This window comes from Hyphomicrobium sp. (assembly GCF_035687085.1).
In the GTDB taxonomy this organism is placed as follows: domain Bacteria; phylum Pseudomonadota; class Alphaproteobacteria; order Rhizobiales; family Hyphomicrobiaceae; genus Hyphomicrobium_B.
This window is the reverse complement of record NZ_DASRYS010000020.1, coordinates 18,150-35,403: the sequence shown is the minus strand read 5'-3', so window position 1 is coordinate 35,403 and position 17,254 is coordinate 18,150. Positions and strand designations below refer to the sequence as shown.

Here is a 17,254-nt window from a genome sequence, read left to right as displayed (position 1 = left end):
CTTACTGCGCCTCGGCCGCTTTCACTTCGGACTCGCAAACCCGCAGTTGCTCGCGCGCGATCGTGAGGCCCGTGAGGTCCGCTTGATACTGGCGGTCAGCCACCGCGATGGTCACGAGTTGATCGGGCAAATCGGAAATGAGCCGCCGGGTCTTCCCGCTCTCCTGCTCGGTCGTCGCGAACGCCGGCCCTTCCGTCATCGAGGCCAGCGCGCCCAGCTCCTGCGGTCCGGCAGAAAACCGCATGGGGCCGCCCGTTGACGGCGGCGACGCTTCATCGACCAGCGTGATCAGCATGGTCGGCCCGCTCTGGACGATTGAAAGGCCGAACGTATTGGGATCACGGAAGGCCTTGCCCGTGGTGCAAACCAGGGCGCCATCGGCATGCTTCCTAAGCTCGGTCAGCCACCCGGCGTCCGTCCGCCAGGACTGCACCACCGCGCTGACATCGGCCAAAGCTGGAGAGAGAAGCAGAGTAAGCGAACACGCGCCCGCGAAACCGGCCGCCACAGCACAACGTGAAAGGAAGCTCATGCGTAATCCTCATGCTGAGAAACAGTGAAGTTACGCTACTTAAAGGCGAGCTCCTTCCTTACGGTTGAGATATTGCCAGCATTTTTAATCAGTATGCGCGGTTGTCCGGAAACCAAGAAATGAAGCCCGCGCCACAAAGGAAAACGCCGCTGCACTGAGTGCAACGGCGTCTCTTACTGTAACGGAGTCGTGGATTAAGCCGCTTGCTTGTTGAGCTTGGTCTCCGCAAGCTTCGTCAGCTTGTCGTCGGCGCCGTACTCTTCCTTCAAGGTCTTCTCGAGGATCGTTACGACGTCCTTGTGGCCGAGCAGCTTCGCCCATGAGACGAGCGTGCCATACCGGGTGATTTCGTAGTGTTCGGCCGCCTGGCCGGCAGCGAGCATCGCGGCATCGCGCGTCTCGGGATCCTTGATCTCCGACATCAGCTCTTCGCCCTCTTCCAGGATGCCCTTGATGGCCGGGCATTCGGTTGCCTTGGGCTTACGGCCCAGCGCCTCGAAAACTTCATCGAGACGGGCGATCTGCTCCTGCGTTTCTTCCGCGTGGGTCGTGAAAAGCTTGGCGAGCTGCGGGGACTCGCAAGCCTTGGCCATTTTCGGCAGAGCCTTCACGAGCTTGTTCTCGGCGTAATAAATGTCTTCCAGTGTATGATTGAACAGGTCTTCCAGGTTCGTGATTTTCATCGGCGACGTCTCCTCAGACTGCAAATGGTGCGTACCCGCCAACGCTCCGCCTCGCCTGCGGTTCCCAGTTCAAATCCCTGAGCCCGGCGTCTGCCATAGGCTTGCCGCCGCGAGAAACTGCGCCGTACAAAGCAGTTAAGGCTCGTGTCCTTGTCGCTCCTGATGCTGTGCCGCTCTTCCATCCGCGCGCGCCGTCGGTTAATGAGATCGGCGCATGAAAACATCGGAAGTCGACATTCTCATCGTACCCGGCTGGCAGGACTCCGGTCCCGATCACTGGCAAAGCCGCTGGGAGCGGAATCTCAAAACCGCGCGCCGCGTCATCCAACATGACTGGGATAACCCTGAGGTCGAAGCCTGGGGCGACCGCATGGCGAAATTCGCGGGCGGCGCCACGCAGCCGGTTGTCGTCGTTGCGCATTCGGTCGGCGTTGCCGCGACGGTCTTTGCCGCCGACAAGCTGAAGCGCAATCGCGTCATCGGCGCGTTTCTCGTTGCCCCCGCCGATTTGGATCACGCCGATTTCTGGCCGGACACGGGCGGCAGGCGATGGCCGCCTGCAAAAGGCGCGGGTGGCTTCGAGAAGATGCCGGAACGGCGCCTGCCGTTTCCCGCGCACGTCGTCGTGGCGAACAACGATCTCTATTGCAGTTACGCGCGCGCCGAGCACTTGGCGGAGAAGTGGGGCGCCACGTTGAGTGACGCTGGCGAAAGCGGACACATCAATATCGAATCCGGCCACGGCCCTTGGCCGGAAGGGCTGCTGCAGTTCGGACAGTTTCTGAAAAAGCTCGGCTGACGAGCGCGTCACGCCGGCAAAAAAGAAACGGGGCCCGCATGAGCCCCGCTTCAAGAATTGGACTTCGGCGTTGGCGGCCGGCTCCGCGAAGCGGAGTCACCAACGCCGATCGAAGTGGCTTAGCTCTTTGCCGACTCGATATCGCTCACGGCCTTCGCCAGCGCTTCGTCCATGAACGTGCGAATCTCGACGTCGCTCACGGTGAGGCCCTTGGCGGCCAGATCAGCCTTCACTTTGCGGAACACGTCGTCATCGCCCTTCTCTTCGAGGTCGGCTTTGCGAACGTCCTTCACGTACGCGTCGAGCGCTTCGCCTGTGAGACCCAGCTTCGCGCCGGCCCATTCGGCGAGCGCCTTGTTGCGACGCGACTCCGCGCGAAAGCGAAGATCGGCGTCATGGGCGAACTTGTTTTCGTATCCCCGCTCGCGATTATCGAAGGTCGTCATGCGTCATCTCCTCGCCCGGACTACCCGCCGGCATGGTGTTACTTATGGTTGCATAGACCGCCATTGCACGCATTTGGCGTATTGCAGAGGCCCCTCAAATGCATACCTAGCCGCACGGTTACCGTTTGCCATGAGCTAAATCAACGGCTTGGCATCCGGTCACCATAAGAGGTGCTGCGGCTCATGGTCTACATTGTGTCGCCCCCCTCCATCGGCTAGTGTCCGGCCAAGACATCCGAGCGCGAAAAGGTGCGCCGCTTCTTCCCCGACATGAAGAAAACCCGTTGGAGAATCAAGGCGTCAGCGTCCGTCTACGAACTCGTGAAAGATCTGTGTCGCAATGAGTGAGAGCAAGCTGTTGATCCTCAGAGGTCCAGGAATGAACAAGCGTCGGCGAATTTATGAGGGCAAGGCGAAGGTCCTTTATGAGGGTCCTGAGCCGGGCACTCTTATTCAGCACTTCAAGGACGACGCGACCGCATTCAACGCGAAGAAGCACGCGTTGATCGAAGGCAAAGGCGTTCTGAACAATCGCATCTCCGAGTACATTTTTGCAAAGCTCGGCGAGATCGGCGTGCCCACGCATTTCATCAAGCGACTCAACATGCGCGAGCAGTTGATCCGTGAAGTCGAGATCGTGCCGCTCGAAGTCGTTGTGCGCAACGTTGCAGCAGGTTCGTTGTCATCGCGCCTCGGCCTTGAAGAAGGCTCGCAGCTGCCGCGCTCGATCATCGAGTTCTACTACAAGAAGGACGAGCTCAACGATCCGATGGTGTCGGAAGAGCACATCACCGCCTTCGGCTGGGCAACCCCGCAAGAGATCGATGAGATGATGCAGCTCGCACTGCGCATCAACGACTTCCTTGTCGGCCTCTTCCTCGGCATCGGCATCCGCCTCGTCGACTTCAAGGTCGAGTTCGGCCGTCTCTACGACAACGAGCAGATCCGCCTCGTGCTGGCCGACGAGATCAGCCCGGACTGCTGCCGTCTGTGGGACATCCAGTCGGGCGACAAGCTCGACAAGGACCGTTTCCGCCGCGATCTGGGCGGCGTTCTCGAGGCCTATCAGGAAGTCGCGCGCCGCCTCGGCGTCTTGACCGAAACGCCCCGTCCGCGCGGTGCGGGCCCCGTGCTCGTCGCGTCGAACAGCCCGGCCAACGGTCCGGTCGCGCCCGTCAACGGCAAGCCGAACTAAGCTCACTGTCTCCCGGACGGCCGTCAGGCCATCCGGGACGCAGATCCCCAAAATTGTGCTATAGCTCATCGCTCTGTCCCGGCTCTTTCGTGCTTGGCCGGGATGACGATTTGGAACGACGATGAAAGCCCACATCAAAATCACATTGAAGAACGGCGTGCTCGATCCCCAAGGCAAAGCCATCGAAGGCGCCATCAAGGGGCTCGGCATCACGGGCGTCGGCGACGTCCGTCAGGGCAAGTACATCGAGGTCGATCTCGCCGAGAGCGATCCGGCGAAGGCGAAAGCCATCGTCGAGCAGATGTGCAAGGACCTGCTCGCCAATACGGTCATCGAGAACTACACCTACGAAATCGGTTGAGCCATGGGGCCAAGGTTGCGGATGACGCTAGCCTTGGCCGCTCTCACGCCCTGCCAGGCGTTGGCGCAGCCAGCAAGCACGCCCCCTGACCTCGACTGCAGCTTGAACTTCGCAGCGCTGCGCAATTGGGCCGCTTGGCTTCCGGGCGCCGAACAGCGAAGCGACAGCAACTACGACGTCATCGCGCTCGCCGAGCCGGATGTTTGGCGCGTCGAAATCACCTTCACGCGGCCGGGCCAGACCGCACATCCCACGGTCGTCCTCCGCAAATTCGTGAAGCAGGTGACGGGCGTGTGGACGGCTCAAAGCAAGGCCTGCGGCTTTGGCGACAAGGCCTCGTTCGCGGAACTGCTCGCTGAAACCAAAGCCGAAGACAGCCGCCTGACCAACCTCTCCCGCGCCGAAGTCGAAGAACAAAAAAGAAAACTCTCCCCCCTCGGCGCGCCGTAACGGTCGCACCAATTCGAACGTCATCCCCGCGAAGGCGGGGATCCGTCCAGGCCGAGGACAATCACGGATCTTGGCGGCCTTCGCATCGCCCGCCCGAAGATGATCTCGCAATCGGCCCCCACCCCTAACCCCGCCCCGCAAGGGGGAGGGGAATGAAGAAGAGACGCGGTCACTCCCTTCAACGTGGAAGGAAAGCCGCACACTCTCCCCTCGACACGCGTGAGTTCTCCCTGTCCTCAACGAAAGACGCGAGCCCCGCTTTTCTCCCCTCTCCCTCACGGACAGGAAGGACGACGCTCTACCCTTCTCCCCTCCCCTTCACGGGGAGGGGTCGGGGGTGGGGTGAAGATCTAGGACAGGTCTTCGCACCGAACCCGTTGCGAACACCAACAGCCTGAGACAGTCTCGCGGGTGGACACACACCCCAAGTCCCACTACTTAACCGTCATCCTTCATATCTTGGGTCAGTGCGAATGCTCCGCGCCTCCGTCATCGTCTTTCCGGGCTCCAATTGCGACCGCGACGTCAAGACCGCGATCGAGCGCGTGACCGGCTTCGCCCCAAAGATGATCTGGCACGGCGATGCCAGCGTCCCCGCCTCCGATGTGATCGTGCTGCCGGGCGGCTTCTCCTACGGCGACTATCTCCGCTGCGGCGCGATGGCCGCGCACTCGCCGATTATGAAGGACGTCGTCGCCAAGGCGAAAGCCGGCACGCCCGTCATCGGCATCTGCAACGGCTTTCAGATCCTCTGCGAGTCGGGCCTGCTTCCGGGCGCGCTGCTGCGCAACGCCTCGCTGCACTTCATCTGCCGCGACGTCTTCCTGAAGGTCGAGAACGACCAGACGTTCTTCACGAAGTGCTATCGCCAGGGCGAAGTCATCAAGGTGCCGATCGCGCATGGCGAAGGCAATTACTTCGCCGACGACGAGACGCTCGACCGTCTTGAAGGCGAAGGCCGCATCGCGTTCCGCTATGCCGATGCCGCCGGCAATGCGATCGCCGAGAACTGCCCGAACGGCGCCCAGCGCAATATCGCGGGCATCGTCAACGAAACGGGCCGCGTGCTCGGCATGATGCCCCATCCCGAGCGCCTCTATGAGAAGGCTCTCGGCGGCACCGACGGCCGCCGCGTCTTCGAGAGCATGCTGCTCTCCTCCCTCGAAGCCGTCGCCTGAACAAACCGGCGCGCAAGCACCACACCTACTCCATGCCGGCGTAGGCCTCGCCTCCCCACCTGTCATCCTCGGCTTTATGCCGAGGATCCATCGTGCCTCACGGTTTGTGCGTGCTGCTGAAGGATCCTCGGACAAGCCCGAGGATGACAATCTCGGAAGCGACGCCACCGCGCTGCCCGCATTGTGATCTTTCCAAGGCATTTTCCAACCACCCCTTGGAGCTGAGCTTAGCCGTACTATCTCTATCGGGATTGCGGGGCCGGGCCCCTCTGGCAGCGCCATGACGGTGCTGCGATGTCGGACCGCATCGGGTGTGCCCGGTGCTGCGTGACTAAACTACCCGGGCATACCTCCAGAATCCGGAGGAAAATTCTCAATGTCCCGTCGCTTCATCACCCTTCTCGAACGCCTTGCCTGGGTTCGCGAAATGATCGATCGCGAGCAGCGCTCTGGCGCTCCGAGCCCGGTCCGGCTCATTCGCATGAAACAGCTCTATCTCCGCCTGTCGCAAAACCTTCGGCAGATGACGAAGCAGCGCCTCATCCGCATGGCGTCGGCGCCGCGCTTCAAATCCCGGCGCGCGTTCTCGATGGCGCCCGCCCGGACCCTCCCAGGCGGCTGGTGATCAATCGAAAGCCGAGCAACAAAAAAGGGGCCCGCGAGGCCCCTTTTCCATGCAGACGAACGATCCGCTTTAGCGGACGTTCCCGCGCCGCCGGTTTTTGCGCGGATCGGCTTGCGCCGACCTCAGCGACTGAAACACAGCGAGCACCATGGCCATCATAAATCACCTGTTTTGAGCTATCCGGCCGGGCTCAATCCCGAACCGGATCCCGGGATAAGCCCCCGGGCCGCTTCTTCTACGGTGTAGATATGCGATCGCCCCTGAAAGCGCCAGAGGCAAATTGGCAAGCCTCCCATGCACCGCACACAGACGGTACCCGGAGGAAAATCGCAGTGAGAACAATACATTAGTACGAATAAAAAAGGGCGGGAGTTGCAACTCCCGCCCCAATCTCGAACGACTAGCAAGCGTGGACTTGGAAGCGCGTCGAGGAAGTCGTGTTATTTCGCAAGCGCGTTATATGCCACCTGCTGAACGGGTTGTATGACCATAGTTGACGCGCCCTGGGCACACGCGAAGGCAAGCGCACCCTCCAGCGCATCGACGCGCGCCGAGGTACCCTCGCCGACCGTCAGGTTGATGCGCACGGGCTCCGAAGCAGCCTTGTCCGCATCGCCGAACGGGTCCGCCACCGTGAGCGTCAGATGGCAGGCATTCCCGGTGTTGGTGTAATAGCCCACAGCCCGCTTCGCCCCGACAGCCAAGGTAACGCCCTTGAGCGGCGCGACGTGATACGCGGTCACCTCGTCAGCCGACGAGACGCGAGCACCGTGAAGCAGAGCCAAGCTCGAAAGAAGCACAACACCTGAGAGTTTTGCGGAACGTGTCATTGACAGGATCTCCACTGTCTAAAGCGGGCGAGTTCAAATCCGCGCACAATTGTCTGGACGTGACGTCGTCGCTGGACCGAGGAAATAAGCCACTGTCTGCATGAAGAAAATCATCATGCGTGCAATTCCGAACTGCGAGTTTTGCAGCGCGAAACGGTCACAGTCCGAACGGGTAGGACGGAAAGCGCCACATCCAATGAGTGTAGAAGAAACGTCAAAATTGAAAGTTGCCGGAAATTTGCCGGCCTCTCGCCGTCTCACCCGGCCATCGGGTTAGCCCCACACGAACCTACGCTCACGAAAGGACACGCCATGGATCGCATCGCGGCTCTCATCTGTCTCGGCCTCACCGCCATCGCACCCGCATTGGCCGCAGACACCCACATGGACCACTCCGATCACATGCAAATGGAGCCGGCCCAAAGTGCCGAAGGCTCGCCCTCATCGAAGGCCTTTGAAGCCGTGAACCAGAAGATGCACGCGGCGATGTCCAAGCCTTACACGGGCGACGCCGACGTCGATTTCGTCAATGGCATGATCGCCCACCACCAGGGCGCAATCGACATGGCCAAGGCCGAACTGCAGTACGGCAAGGATCCCGAGATGCGGAAGCTCGCCGAGGACATCATCAAGGCTCAGGAGCCGGAAATCGCCGCCATGAACGCCTGGCTCGCCAAGCACAAGAAGTAGCTTTCGGAGCCAGCGGCGGACGCCTCAGCGGCTATTGGAGGCCGGGCCAAGCGCAGCTTCAATGCACGCAAAACTCGGATCAAATACGAGCGCGTAAGTTGCCGGATCTCCAACCTCGGCCGAATTATTCATGAGCCTTTGCCGGTCGCCTTTTCGCGCGAAAGGAAGGCTCATGAAAAACTACAAAAACTACAAGAACTATACGGCTCTGATCTGCTTGGGGCTCGCAGCCGCCTCACCCGCGATGGCTCAGACCGGCCAGACCCCGGCAGGAGAGAATAAAACCACGGGAGAGAATAAGCCCACGGGAGAAAACAAAGCCGCCACCAATCCTCAGGACGCGCCCTCCACCAAAGCGATGGAGGAGGCGATCAAGAAGATGGACGAGGCCATGAAGGCGGTGGACTACACCGGCAACCCGGACGTCGATTTCGTCGCCAAGATGATCCCACACCATGAGGGCGCCATCAACATGGCGAAGGTCGAACTCCAGTACGGAAAAAATCCACGCATCAGGAGACTTGCAGAGATCATCATCAAGTCTCAGGGCAGTCAGGTCGTCAAAATGCGCGATTGGCTCCGCAAGAACGCCGGAGCAACCAAACAGCCATAGCCCGCTTCGCCCCCCGCGAGTTCTGCTTCTCCCCCATCCCCCCGGTTCCGGGGATAACGCCGGCGCGCCAGCCCCGCGGCAAAGCCCTTGCCTAGAGCCGCCGGAGCCCCCGAAATCCGGGCCCTGCGGCCATCGCGACGTTTGGCCATTGGCCCCATCTGAGCCCGAAGGCGACAAACCGTTTCCGAGCCCATATAAGCGGACGCAATCCGAGCGCCCGACGAGACCCTCATGACCGAAACGACCACGCGAAAGATCACGCCCCAAATCGTTGCCGAGCACGGCCTGAAGCCCGACGAATACGAGCGCCTGCTCGAAATTCTCGGCCGCGAGCCCTCGATCTGCGAGCTTGGCATCTTCTCGGTCATGTGGAGCGAGCATTGCTCCTACAAATCTTCCCGCGTCTGGCTGAAGACGCTGCCGACGTCCGGCGCGAAGGTCATTCAGGGCCCGGGCGAGAATGCCGGTGTTGTGGATCTCGGAGACGGCGACGCCGTCGTCTTCAAGATGGAGAGCCACAACCACCCCTCCTACATCGAGCCCTTCCAGGGTGCCGCGACCGGCGTCGGCGGCATCATGCGCGACGTCTTCACGATGGGCGCGCGCCCCGTCGCCAACATGAACGCGCTCCGCTTCGGCGCACCTGACCACCCGAAGACGCGCCACCTCGTCGGCGGCGTCGTTGCCGGTATCGCTCACTACGGCAACTGCACGGGCGTACCCACCATCGGCGGCGAGACGAACTTCGACGAGGGCTACAACAACAACATCCTCGTCAACGCCATGTGCGTCGGCCTCGCACGCACGGACAAGATCTTCTATTCGGCCGCAAAGGGTGTTGGCCTGCCGGTCGTCTACGTCGGCTCGAAGACCGGCCGTGACGGCATCCACGGCGCCACCATGGCGTCCGCCGAGTTCGACGAGAAGAGCGACGAAAAACGTCCGACCGTCCAGGTCGGCGACCCATTCACCGAAAAGCTCCTGATCGAAGCCTGCCTCGAGCTGATGGCGACCGATTCAATCATCGCCATCCAGGACATGGGCGCGGCCGGCCTCACCTCCTCGACCTCGGAAATGGCCGACAAGGGCGGCGTCGGCATCGAACTCAACCTCGATCTCGTCCCCCAGCGCGAAACCGGCATGACGGCCTACGAGATGATGCTGTCGGAAAGCCAGGAGCGCATGCTCATGATCCTGCGCCCCGAGCGGCAGGAAGAAGCGCAGGCGATCTTCACGAAGTGGGGCCTCGACTTCGCCGTCATCGGCCACACGACCGACACCCAGCGCATGATCATCAAGCACAAGGGCAAGGTCGAAGCCGATCTGCCCGTCCCCGTGCTTGCCAACTCCGCGCCGATGTACAAGCGCCCTTACATCGAGCCCAAGAAGCCCTCCCAAATTCTCCCTGAGTGGGTGCCGGCGCCTAAGTCCACCCTCGGCGCGCTCAAGGACCTGATGGGCAGCTCTGCGCTCGCCTCGCGCCGCTGGATCTGGGAGCAGTACGATCACATGGTGATGGGCGACACGGTCGGCCGTCCCGGTGGCGACGCCGGCGTCGTCCGCGTGCACGGCACGAAGAAGGGCATCGCCATCGCCTGTGATGTGACGCCCCGCTACGTCGCCGCCGATCCGGAAGAAGGCACCAAGCAGGCGGTCGTCGAGACCTGGCGCAACCTGACCGCCGTCGGTGCCGATCCGCTCGCGATCACCGACAACATGAACTTCGCCAACCCCGAGCGGCCCGAGATCATGGGCCAGTTCGTGGCGAGCGTCCGCGGCATGGGCGAGGCCTGCACCGCGCTCGACTTTCCCGTCGTCTCGGGCAACGTCTCGCTCTACAACGAAACGAACGGCGTCGGCATTCCGCCCACGCCTGCCATCGGCGGCGTCGGCCTCGTGCCCGACTGGACGAAGATCGCTGACATTCGCCTGAAGAGCGAAGGCAACATGCTGATCGTGATTGGCAGCGAGGATGGTCATCTCGGCCAGTCGCTCTACCAGCGCCAGGCGACGGGCAAGTTCGAGGGCGCACCGCCGCCCGTCGATCTGCAAGACGAGATCAAGGCCGGCCGTCTGATCCGCACACTCATCCGTGAAGGCCGCGCACTCGCCGTCCACGACTGCGCCGATGGCGGCCTGCTCGTCACCGTCGCCGAAATGGCGCTCGCGGGTGGCCTAGGCGTCGAACTCTACCCCTACGAAGGCAAGCTCCCCGCCCACGCCATCTGGTTCGGCGAGGATCAGGGCCGCTACGTCGTGGAGGTCACGCCGCAGAAGGCCGAGGAAGTCGTGGAGCGTGCCCGCCTCCTCGAACTCCCCGCGCGCATCATCGGCCGCGTCGGCGGCGATGCGATCGCGCTGCGCGGCGAAGCCCCCTTGCCGCTCGCCGAACTCCGGGCGGCGCACGAAGAATTTCTGCCAAAACTGATGCAGGGCGAATTGGGCGCATGAGGTGAGCCGCATGTCGACGGTAGACGCAAACTATCGCTTCATCGCGGCTGCCCAGGAGGCCAACGCCCGCATCTCTCAGCGGCAGCAGGCGCTGGCCTTGTACGTGACGATGACGCTCTCGCTCATCGCGGCCATGGTTGCGCTATCGCACGCGGGCCCCGAACAGCCCGACACCAGCGCGCTCCCGTGGCTGCTGCTCGGCTTTCCGCTCGCCTCGCTGTGCCTGCTTTTCCTGAACTTTAAATCGGAAGCGGCGCTGACCAACATCCGCCGTTTTCTCTCCGAGCTCGAGCAGCTGGGCAACGCCCATGAACGCCTGCCGAGCTTCAACACGGATCCACGCTGGGTGACTTCGGCGAACAGCGCGCGCCGCTATCACGATTTCGCATCCGCAGCGCTGACAGCTGGCGGCCACGCCATCGCAATCATCGTCGCCATCAAGACGAACCCGAACCATCCCTACGTTGCCAGTCTCGCGGCGACGACGGCTATCATGGGCGCAATGCTGACTGCCGCGCTTCTGATGGTGCCCCGCTGGCGCTACCAGCCCCTCGTGCGGGCTTGAACTCGACATCCGGCGCGACCGTAAGGCGTGCCAAGCACTGCCTGAGGAACATGGAGGCCGAATGCGACTTTCACGCTTTGCGACAACCGCCAGTCTAGCTCTCTTGCTGGCCGCGCCCATCGCTCTCGCAACATCCAATCCCGCCAACGCAGAACCACAAGGATCGCAAATGACCACGACCCCATCCGGGCTTCAGATTATCGACACCAACGTCGGCACCGGCGCCACGCCGCAAACCGGTCAGACCTGCGTGATGCACTACACGGGCTGGCTCTATAACAATGGCGAGAAGGGCGCGAAGTTCGACTCCTCAGTCGATCGCGGCCAGCCCTTCGAATTCCCCCTTGGCATGGGACGCGTCATCAAGGGCTGGGACGAAGGCGTCGCCTCGATGAAGGTCGGCGGCAAGCGCACGCTCATCATTCCGCCCGCACTGGGTTACGGCGCACGCGGCGCCGGCGGCGTCATCCCGCCCAACGCGACGCTGATGTTCGATGTCGAATTGCTGGACGTGAAGTAGTCCGGCCTCAAACGAAGCGAAGCATGGCACCCGGTGCCGTGCTTCGATTAAGCCAAAGCCGGCTCTTTCGGATACTGATACTGCGCGAGTTTCGCGATGACGGCCGTCAGATCCTTGCAGCGCGGCCGGTGATAGCGATCGATATTGCCGAGATACTTTTCGCGCGTGACGGTGTTGGGATGCTCCGCACCGTGTGTCTTGATCTCATCCGGGCTCATCTTCGTCCGGATCTGCAGCTTCCGCGCAATCCCTTCCTCGTTCAAAACCGAATACCCGTAATAGAAAATCGCAAGATCATCGAGCGTCGGTGTCTGATGATAGTGCCGCCCGCCGCGCTCAGGATAGGGCGTTGCGTAATTGTGAAGACGGCGGCTCGCTCTCAGGCCGAGGTTCAATTTCATGACGGCCCGGGGATCATCTTCGTAATACCCGAACGTCGCCTGCTCGTGCAGCGGCCGGTCATAGGAAGGCGGCGGCCCGTCCATAGGATCGACGAAGACGTAGTTGCCGATGAAATGCCGGGTCGGCGCGATGACCTTGTCCAGCTGCTGAAAGTTTCCGTAGAGAAATTCCGTCACGTTGAGCGCCATGCGCCACGACCGGCACGTCCTCTCGTAGTCTTCGACTTCGCGATCTATGCACGCGCTGTCGAAGTAGGCGTTGCGCGTCGTGTGGATCTCCCAGTCGGGACAGAACTTTTTGATAAGTTCACGGCTGGAGTCCGTGGAGTGGTAATCGATCATGATGCCGTGATCGAAAATACGCCGGTGGTGATCAAGCCACCACGGCAGCATGTATTCCTCATTGAAGAAGTGGCAGATGACGGTCCGCATGCTGCTGCATCCTGCAATCGCGCTGTCGCTCGGGCGCCCTTCGCTTCCGTTCACCTCAATGACGATTTGCGCGCGGATGCTAAGTTGATTCGCTGTCACGTCCCAAGATGGACAGCCCCGCCCATTTCAGCGCCCGGCAAGCTTGGCCCCGTCAGCGACCGCAGCGGCCCTCCCCAGCGATAGTGTGGCTCAAAGACGATCGAGCAGAGGCGAGACGATCTCGCCGCTTCAATCTCGATGGACCAGCCCGAACTTGACGATTATGCTCCGCTCAAAGGTAACGGCGAGACCCGCGAATGAAGCTTTTTTCGTACTGGTCCGGACGTCCGACATGGCTCGAACGGCTCAGCGTTGCTTCCGCGATCGCCACCGATCACGAGTTGACCGTCTACACCTATGGCGATCGAGGGGCTCTGAGCTCTGCTCTGGGCTGCCGCGTCGAAGATGCCGGAAAAATCACCCGGGCTGATCCTGCCCTCGCCGAGTTGCGTGCGACCATGCCCGCGCACTTCTCCGACCACTTCCGTCTCGAAGCTCTGGCCCAGGGCCTCGGCACGTGGACCGACCTCGACGTGATTTTCCTGAAACATCTCCCCGATGATCCGTATCTGTTCGGATGGCAGGGGCGCGGACGCCTCGGGAATTCCTTGCTCCGTATCCCTGCCGGCAGTGAGCTGCTGCGCCAGTACCTGAGCTTCTGCCGCAAGCGCCCGATGGTTCGCTATGTCATGCCATGGCATTCGACGCGTCAGAAGATTGCGCGCACGCTGAAGGCAGCAACGGCGAAGATCGCGCCATTCACAGGCGTTCCTGATCCCGAACCAAAGTACGGACCCGATGCGCTGACGCACTTCGCCAGTGCGACCAACGTGATCTCGCTCGCCAAGCCCGAGCGCGTGATTTATCCGCTGCCCTGCCAGGACAGCATCATCCGCCGGGCCGACGAGCCCGGCGTGATCGACAGCATGATCGCGGCCGATACGCTGTGCGTGCACATGTGGCGGAGCACTTACTGGCGACCACTGCCGAAAAGCGGCTGGGTGGCAAAGCAATGGGGACGATTAGAGCTCGACGCCTTTGCGTAAAGCAGACCCAAGCTTCAACAAGTCCTCTGCGCACGATCTAAGCCGCGCGCCGTACTTTTCCGTGATACCGGTAGATCAGGCCGGGCGGCACGATGAACTCGCCGGGTCCCAGCGCCTCCTCATCGAACGCACCATCGCTGCGCCGTGGCGCGACGCCGGAGTAGACGAACAGACGGCCGAACGCGTCGCGCACGAATTCCGTAAACTCACGGCCATCGAGTGCGCCGATCGCCGGCCCTTCAGGCCTCGCACTGTGTAGGACCGAATAATCGAGAAGCTGCGTGCGGCGCAGGCTGGGTGGCATGACGAGCGATCCTCCTTGAACTTATTTTCTCCCGCTGACCTCGGCTGGTGGCGCACCTTTGAAGGGTTCGGACGTTGCATGCCGCGACAGTTCATCGAAACAGGCAAGCCGCGCCGTTCCGGGTTCGAGTGCGGCACAATCCGACATCTGCAATGGCTCCCGCGGCCGGTCGCCAGTGGCAATCAGAACGATGCCGGTGCTGGAGAGAACCCCAATCAGCACTGCGAAGATCAACGCGGTCTGCCGCTCACGTTGTTTCTTCTGATTGTCCAACGTCTCGGCGTCGAGGTTCGTTTCGCGGACGTCGAAGCTTTTGGTTTCACTTGTCATGATGTTCACCGCTCAGCGCATCAACTGCGCGATGAAGAATCTAGAAATGAGCGCATAAGTTTTCGATGGGGCGAGGGGCGCGAAAGTATATGCGTCTCATAAGGGAAACGGCCTAACCTGCCTTGAGCGGCCGGCAAACGCGTTCGTGAGAAGCGCAAAAAAATAGGAGCGAAAGCGAACGCTCGCCCTCCTCCTATCTATCGCTTGCGCACACAAGAATTGTTCTTCTTCCAAGATCCTCTGTTCACTTGCGAGCGCCCGGATTCTGCTCCATTTCAGCGCCGGATAAACCGCCGTCCGCAGGCTTAATGTTCGGATTGTCAGTACGGCCGGTTCTATCGCTGTTGACGCCCGGCTCCTCCTGCATCTGCTTCTCCGAAAGGCTTCCCGAGTGCGGCTTGGCCGTCGGACTGGACGTACTCCCGCTGCCTTTCACGCCAGGATGATCTCTCATCTCCTTCGTCGAGATGTCGCTGTCCTGCGCGAACGCCAGTGACGAGGAAGAGGCCAACAGAACCGCTGCAAAAAATGGCTTCAGCATTCAAAAACACTCCGTTTTGGAAGGAATTGCACTCATTTCGATGAAAAATATCAGCGCGCGACTCGTGCGACCCGACGACGCTCGATGTGCGCTAGTGTTTTGCAAACGCACGCGATCCGTTACAATAGAGGCCTAGACATCGTTTCATGGCTCAGCCGCTCATTCGCGCGGCACCGTAAAAAATACGGGAGCTGATGCTCCGAAAACGGGCTGTCTCATACGGAACATCGTTCCGGCACAGCTTGGTGCAAAAAGCCCCCACACACGAACAAGCAAGAGCTGAAACAAACTGCACTATTCACTGAAGGGATCGTCTCATGCGCGCAGTAAAGTACATCGCATCGGCGCTCGTCGCCCTGGCAGCACCCGCCGTTTTCGATAGCGCATCGGCAGCCGCCGATCCGACCGGAATCTGGCTCGACGACACCGGCCGCGGCGCGGTCGAAATCAAGCCATGCGGCGAGGCCCTTTGCGGCAACGTCGTGTGGGTCAAATCGGAAACAGACCAGAACGGCTGCGGCAAACAGATCATCGGCGATGTCGCGCCCGTCGGCGGCGGCCGCTGGGACAACGGCTGGATCTATTCGCCCGAGCGCGGCCGCAAATACAGCGTCGAGCTGACGCCGCTGGCGAACGGCAATCTCAAGGTCGTCGGCTACTCCGGCCTGCGGTTCTTATCGAAGACGATGATCTGGAAACCGGCGCCTGCTGACCTCCAGCTCTGCGGGCAGACGGATGCCAAGGCGCCGGCGCCATCATCCGCACCAGCAGCAGCGCAACCAGCCGCAGCATCCACGCAGGAGGCCACGGACACGAAGAAAGCGCAGGCCGCAGCCACGACAGAATCACCCGCCGCGGACACGCAGAAAGCCGGTGAAGTCAAAGCACCCGCCCCTGCGCAATCAGCAGACCAGCCGGTGAAAAACAACAAAACTGCCGAAGTAAACAGCGTTTATGACAACGATCACGGCGCCGCCGCCGATAGCGGCAGCATGAAATTCGGAGGCCTCGAACTCGACAAGGTTTGGACGAAGACCAAATCGGGCAAGTGCAAACTCGACCTGCCCTGGGTCAAGGTCACAGTAGATTGCGAGCAGTAAACCTGCTCGCAGCAGCCGGGGCGTCCCCCCCACCTCGGCTTACTAAACACCCGCTGCGTTCCCCCCGCGGCGGGTGTTTGATTCCGCCGCATACAAAAACACGGCGGCAGGTGTCCTGCCGCCGTGCTCGAATTCAAATCGGAAGTATCGACTTAGATGAGGTCGATCTCAGCCGGAAGGTACGACGTAACTTCAAGGCCGACTTCCTGCTCGCGTACTGCGGGCTTGGTCCAGGTCTTCATGGTGTCCTCCATTAGACTTCGAGCATTAGCGTTCGAGAACATGCGTCCTCAATGCACAACAACATAGCTACGCGCCCTGATAACGTCCAATCGCAATCGCGTGACAATCCTATAAGATGCGCTGATCGCGGGTCTTGCCCTCCCTGATCGAAAGCGGCAAGGTTCCCCCCGCCCGCAACCGACCTGAACCCGGAGTTTTAAGACCGATGCCAATGCCCGCGGCCGACATCGAACGGATGATCAAAGCCCGCTTTCCCGACGCCCAGATCGCGCTCAAAGACTTGGCAGGCGACAACGACCACTGGGCCGCTCACGTTGTCTCGGCCGCCTTCAAGGGCAAAAGCCGGGTCCAGCAGCACCAGATGGTCTACGACGCGCTCGGCGGCAACATGGGCAACGTTTTGCACGCCCTGCAGCTCACGACCGCGCTGCCGCCCGATTGACTATCGGGCCGCTCTCGCCCACATCTCGAATGAGTGAAAAACAGGTGCGCCGCCTATGGCTGCCCTGCGCAATATAGGAGCCTCAGGATGGCCTCTGATCCGGTCAACGAAACGATCGCCAAGACGATTGCCGACAACGACGTCGTCTTGTTCATGAAGGGGACGAAGCAGTTCCCGCAGTGCGGCTTCTCGGCGACCGCCGTGAAGATTCTCGAGCACCTCGGCGTGCCCTTCAAGGACGTGAACGTTCTCGAAGATCAGGGCATCCGCGAAGGCATCAAGACCTTCTCCAACTGGCCGACGATCCCACAGCTCTACGTCAAGGGCGAGTTCGTCGGCGGCTGCGATATCATGCGCGAGATGTATACGGCCGGCGAACTTCACGATCTCGTCTGCGCCAAGGGCATCCCCCACTCGCACCAGCACGCCTAAGGCGGC

The 17,254-nt window shown here is 61.3% G+C and carries 24 protein-coding genes; 15 read left to right on the top strand and 9 right to left on the bottom strand.

Translation table 11 applies throughout. From position 1 onward, the window contains the following. Position 1: 1 nt before the first annotated feature. Positions 2-532, bottom strand: a complete 531-nt coding sequence (locus VFG26_RS16510) for a hypothetical protein (RefSeq protein WP_325027128.1) — start codon at positions 530-532, stop codon at positions 2-4. Between the two features lie 194 nt (positions 533-726). After that, positions 727-1,215: a ferritin-like domain-containing protein gene (locus VFG26_RS16505; protein ID WP_325027127.1), complete on the bottom strand. Its 489-nt coding sequence runs from the start codon at positions 1,213-1,215 to the stop codon at positions 727-729. A 214-nt stretch (positions 1,216-1,429) separates the two neighbouring features. Between VFG26_RS16505 and VFG26_RS16500 the strand changes: the two genes are divergently transcribed. Beyond that, positions 1,430-2,014, top strand: coding sequence for an RBBP9/YdeN family alpha/beta hydrolase (locus VFG26_RS16500; RefSeq protein ID WP_325027126.1), 585 nt, complete (start codon positions 1,430-1,432; stop codon positions 2,012-2,014). A gap of 119 nt (positions 2,015-2,133) precedes the next feature. Here VFG26_RS16500 and VFG26_RS16495 read toward each other — a convergent pair whose 3' ends face one another. After that, positions 2,134-2,460, bottom strand: coding sequence for a DUF1476 domain-containing protein (locus VFG26_RS16495; protein WP_325027125.1), 327 nt, complete (start codon positions 2,458-2,460; stop codon positions 2,134-2,136). Between the two features lie 379 nt (positions 2,461-2,839). On the opposite strand from VFG26_RS16495, the gene purC reads away from it, so the two are divergent. From purC to VFG26_RS16470, 5 genes are all read left to right on the top strand, one after another. Continuing rightward, positions 2,840-3,655, top strand: a complete 816-nt coding sequence (purC, locus tag VFG26_RS16490; protein WP_325027124.1) for a phosphoribosylaminoimidazolesuccinocarboxamide synthase — start codon at positions 2,840-2,842, stop codon at positions 3,653-3,655. A gap of 121 nt (positions 3,656-3,776) precedes the next feature. Further along, positions 3,777-4,016, top strand: coding sequence for a phosphoribosylformylglycinamidine synthase subunit PurS (purS, locus tag VFG26_RS16485; RefSeq protein WP_325027123.1), 240 nt, complete (start codon positions 3,777-3,779; stop codon positions 4,014-4,016). Positions 4,017-4,037: 21 nt separating this feature from the next. Further along, on the top strand, positions 4,038-4,466 hold the full coding sequence (locus VFG26_RS16480; protein ID WP_325027122.1) for a hypothetical protein: 429 nt from the start codon (positions 4,038-4,040) through the stop codon (positions 4,464-4,466). 473 nt (positions 4,467-4,939) lie between these two features. Next, positions 4,940-5,644 (top strand): phosphoribosylformylglycinamidine synthase subunit PurQ, encoded by a 705-nt coding sequence (gene purQ / locus VFG26_RS16475; protein WP_325027121.1) that lies wholly within the window; start codon positions 4,940-4,942, stop codon positions 5,642-5,644. Positions 5,645-6,020: 376 nt separating this feature from the next. Then, positions 6,021-6,269 carry a hypothetical protein gene (locus VFG26_RS16470; RefSeq protein ID WP_325027120.1) on the top strand — a complete coding sequence of 83 codons (249 nt, stop codon included), beginning with the start codon at positions 6,021-6,023 and terminating at the stop codon, positions 6,267-6,269. Positions 6,270-6,709: 440 nt separating this feature from the next. Here the strand turns inward: VFG26_RS16470 and VFG26_RS16465 are convergent, their stop codons facing one another. Further along, positions 6,710-7,099 (bottom strand): hypothetical protein, encoded by a 390-nt coding sequence (locus VFG26_RS16465; RefSeq protein WP_325027119.1) that lies wholly within the window; start codon positions 7,097-7,099, stop codon positions 6,710-6,712. 312 nt (positions 7,100-7,411) lie between these two features. On the opposite strand from VFG26_RS16465, the gene copM (VFG26_RS16460) reads away from it, so the two are divergent. From copM (VFG26_RS16460) to VFG26_RS16440, 5 genes are all read left to right on the top strand, one after another. Next, a complete protein-coding gene (copM, locus tag VFG26_RS16460; RefSeq protein WP_325027118.1) occupies positions 7,412-7,789 on the top strand; it encodes a CopM family metallochaperone in 378 nt (125 codons plus the stop codon). 172 nt (positions 7,790-7,961) lie between these two features. Beyond that, entirely contained in the window at positions 7,962-8,402 is a 441-nt protein-coding gene (copM, locus tag VFG26_RS16455; protein WP_325027117.1) for a CopM family metallochaperone, read from the top strand. Positions 8,403-8,633: 231 nt separating this feature from the next. Beyond that, on the top strand, positions 8,634-10,853 hold the full coding sequence (purL, locus tag VFG26_RS16450; protein ID WP_325027116.1) for a phosphoribosylformylglycinamidine synthase subunit PurL: 2,220 nt from the start codon (positions 8,634-8,636) through the stop codon (positions 10,851-10,853). 10 nt (positions 10,854-10,863) lie between these two features. Continuing rightward, on the top strand, positions 10,864-11,418 hold the full coding sequence (locus tag VFG26_RS16445) for a hypothetical protein (RefSeq protein ID WP_325027115.1): 555 nt from the start codon (positions 10,864-10,866) through the stop codon (positions 11,416-11,418). A 61-nt stretch (positions 11,419-11,479) separates the two neighbouring features. After that, positions 11,480-11,938: an FKBP-type peptidyl-prolyl cis-trans isomerase gene (locus tag VFG26_RS16440; RefSeq protein WP_325027114.1), complete on the top strand. Its 459-nt coding sequence runs from the start codon at positions 11,480-11,482 to the stop codon at positions 11,936-11,938. Between the two features lie 47 nt (positions 11,939-11,985). On the opposite strand, the gene VFG26_RS16435 is transcribed toward VFG26_RS16440, so the two are convergent. Further along, complete coding sequence (locus tag VFG26_RS16435) at positions 11,986-12,771, bottom strand: glycosyltransferase family 2 protein (protein ID WP_325027113.1); 786 nt, start codon at positions 12,769-12,771, stop codon at positions 11,986-11,988. Between the two features lie 296 nt (positions 12,772-13,067). Between VFG26_RS16435 and VFG26_RS16430 the strand changes: the two genes are divergently transcribed. Beyond that, positions 13,068-13,856 (top strand): hypothetical protein, encoded by a 789-nt coding sequence (locus VFG26_RS16430; RefSeq protein WP_325027112.1) that lies wholly within the window; start codon positions 13,068-13,070, stop codon positions 13,854-13,856. A gap of 37 nt (positions 13,857-13,893) precedes the next feature. On the opposite strand, the gene VFG26_RS16425 is transcribed toward VFG26_RS16430, so the two are convergent. The 3 genes from VFG26_RS16425 to VFG26_RS16415 form a co-directional block, all read right to left on the bottom strand. Continuing rightward, positions 13,894-14,160: a hypothetical protein gene (locus VFG26_RS16425; protein WP_325027111.1), complete on the bottom strand. Its 267-nt coding sequence runs from the start codon at positions 14,158-14,160 to the stop codon at positions 13,894-13,896. A gap of 21 nt (positions 14,161-14,181) precedes the next feature. After that, complete coding sequence (locus VFG26_RS16420; protein ID WP_325027110.1) at positions 14,182-14,490, bottom strand: hypothetical protein; 309 nt, start codon at positions 14,488-14,490, stop codon at positions 14,182-14,184. A 244-nt stretch (positions 14,491-14,734) separates the two neighbouring features. Then, the gene (locus VFG26_RS16415) at positions 14,735-15,031 is read right to left on the bottom strand and encodes a hypothetical protein (protein WP_325027109.1); all 297 of its coding nucleotides are present in this window, start codon (positions 15,029-15,031) and stop codon (positions 14,735-14,737) included. A gap of 317 nt (positions 15,032-15,348) precedes the next feature. Here VFG26_RS16415 and VFG26_RS16410 point away from each other — a divergent pair, with 317 nt between their 5' ends. After that, positions 15,349-16,131 carry a DUF2147 domain-containing protein gene (locus VFG26_RS16410; protein ID WP_325027108.1) on the top strand — a complete coding sequence of 261 codons (783 nt, stop codon included), beginning with the start codon at positions 15,349-15,351 and terminating at the stop codon, positions 16,129-16,131. A 152-nt stretch (positions 16,132-16,283) separates the two neighbouring features. On the opposite strand, the gene pqqA is transcribed toward VFG26_RS16410, so the two are convergent. Next, the gene (gene pqqA, locus VFG26_RS16405; protein ID WP_015598411.1) at positions 16,284-16,373 is read right to left on the bottom strand and encodes a pyrroloquinoline quinone precursor peptide PqqA; all 90 of its coding nucleotides are present in this window, start codon (positions 16,371-16,373) and stop codon (positions 16,284-16,286) included. Positions 16,374-16,579: 206 nt separating this feature from the next. On the opposite strand from pqqA, the gene VFG26_RS16400 reads away from it, so the two are divergent. Further along, positions 16,580-16,816, top strand: a complete 237-nt coding sequence (locus tag VFG26_RS16400; RefSeq protein ID WP_325027107.1) for a BolA family transcriptional regulator — start codon at positions 16,580-16,582, stop codon at positions 16,814-16,816. A gap of 87 nt (positions 16,817-16,903) precedes the next feature. After that, on the top strand, positions 16,904-17,248 hold the full coding sequence (grxD, locus tag VFG26_RS16395) for a Grx4 family monothiol glutaredoxin (RefSeq protein WP_325027106.1): 345 nt from the start codon (positions 16,904-16,906) through the stop codon (positions 17,246-17,248). Positions 17,249-17,254: the final 6 nt, after the last annotated feature.

Bases quoted from the DNA above. Each gene is read 5' to 3' on its own strand.
- VFG26_RS16510 (WP_325027128.1), bottom strand. From the start codon at position 532: ATGAGCTTCCTTTCACGTTGTGCTGTGGCGGCCGGTTTCGCGGGCGCG.
- VFG26_RS16505 (WP_325027127.1), bottom strand. From the start codon at position 1,215: ATGAAAATCACGAACCTGGAAGACCTGTTCAATCATACACTGGAAGAC.
- VFG26_RS16500 (WP_325027126.1), top strand. From the start codon at position 1,430: ATGAAAACATCGGAAGTCGACATTCTCATCGTACCCGGCTGGCAGGAC.
- VFG26_RS16495 (WP_325027125.1), bottom strand. From the start codon at position 2,460: ATGACGACCTTCGATAATCGCGAGCGGGGATACGAAAACAAGTTCGCC.
- purC (WP_325027124.1), top strand. From the start codon at position 2,840: ATGAACAAGCGTCGGCGAATTTATGAGGGCAAGGCGAAGGTCCTTTAT.
- purS (WP_325027123.1), top strand. From the start codon at position 3,777: ATGAAAGCCCACATCAAAATCACATTGAAGAACGGCGTGCTCGATCCC.
- VFG26_RS16480 (WP_325027122.1), top strand. From the start codon at position 4,038: ATGACGCTAGCCTTGGCCGCTCTCACGCCCTGCCAGGCGTTGGCGCAG.
- purQ (WP_325027121.1), top strand. From the start codon at position 4,940: ATGCTCCGCGCCTCCGTCATCGTCTTTCCGGGCTCCAATTGCGACCGC.
- VFG26_RS16470 (WP_325027120.1), top strand. From the start codon at position 6,021: ATGTCCCGTCGCTTCATCACCCTTCTCGAACGCCTTGCCTGGGTTCGC.
- VFG26_RS16465 (WP_325027119.1), bottom strand. From the start codon at position 7,099: ATGACACGTTCCGCAAAACTCTCAGGTGTTGTGCTTCTTTCGAGCTTG.
- copM (WP_325027118.1), top strand. From the start codon at position 7,412: ATGGATCGCATCGCGGCTCTCATCTGTCTCGGCCTCACCGCCATCGCA.
- copM (WP_325027117.1), top strand. From the start codon at position 7,962: ATGAAAAACTACAAAAACTACAAGAACTATACGGCTCTGATCTGCTTG.
- purL (WP_325027116.1), top strand. From the start codon at position 8,634: ATGACCGAAACGACCACGCGAAAGATCACGCCCCAAATCGTTGCCGAG.
- VFG26_RS16445 (WP_325027115.1), top strand. From the start codon at position 10,864: ATGTCGACGGTAGACGCAAACTATCGCTTCATCGCGGCTGCCCAGGAG.
- VFG26_RS16440 (WP_325027114.1), top strand. From the start codon at position 11,480: ATGCGACTTTCACGCTTTGCGACAACCGCCAGTCTAGCTCTCTTGCTG.
- VFG26_RS16435 (WP_325027113.1), bottom strand. From the start codon at position 12,771: ATGCGGACCGTCATCTGCCACTTCTTCAATGAGGAATACATGCTGCCG.
- VFG26_RS16430 (WP_325027112.1), top strand. From the start codon at position 13,068: ATGAAGCTTTTTTCGTACTGGTCCGGACGTCCGACATGGCTCGAACGG.
- VFG26_RS16425 (WP_325027111.1), bottom strand. From the start codon at position 14,160: ATGCCACCCAGCCTGCGCCGCACGCAGCTTCTCGATTATTCGGTCCTA.
- VFG26_RS16420 (WP_325027110.1), bottom strand. From the start codon at position 14,490: ATGACAAGTGAAACCAAAAGCTTCGACGTCCGCGAAACGAACCTCGAC.
- VFG26_RS16415 (WP_325027109.1), bottom strand. From the start codon at position 15,031: ATGCTGAAGCCATTTTTTGCAGCGGTTCTGTTGGCCTCTTCCTCGTCA.
- VFG26_RS16410 (WP_325027108.1), top strand. From the start codon at position 15,349: ATGCGCGCAGTAAAGTACATCGCATCGGCGCTCGTCGCCCTGGCAGCA.
- pqqA (WP_015598411.1), bottom strand. From the start codon at position 16,373: ATGAAGACCTGGACCAAGCCCGCAGTACGCGAGCAGGAAGTCGGCCTT.
- VFG26_RS16400 (WP_325027107.1), top strand. From the start codon at position 16,580: ATGCCAATGCCCGCGGCCGACATCGAACGGATGATCAAAGCCCGCTTT.
- grxD (WP_325027106.1), top strand. From the start codon at position 16,904: ATGGCCTCTGATCCGGTCAACGAAACGATCGCCAAGACGATTGCCGAC.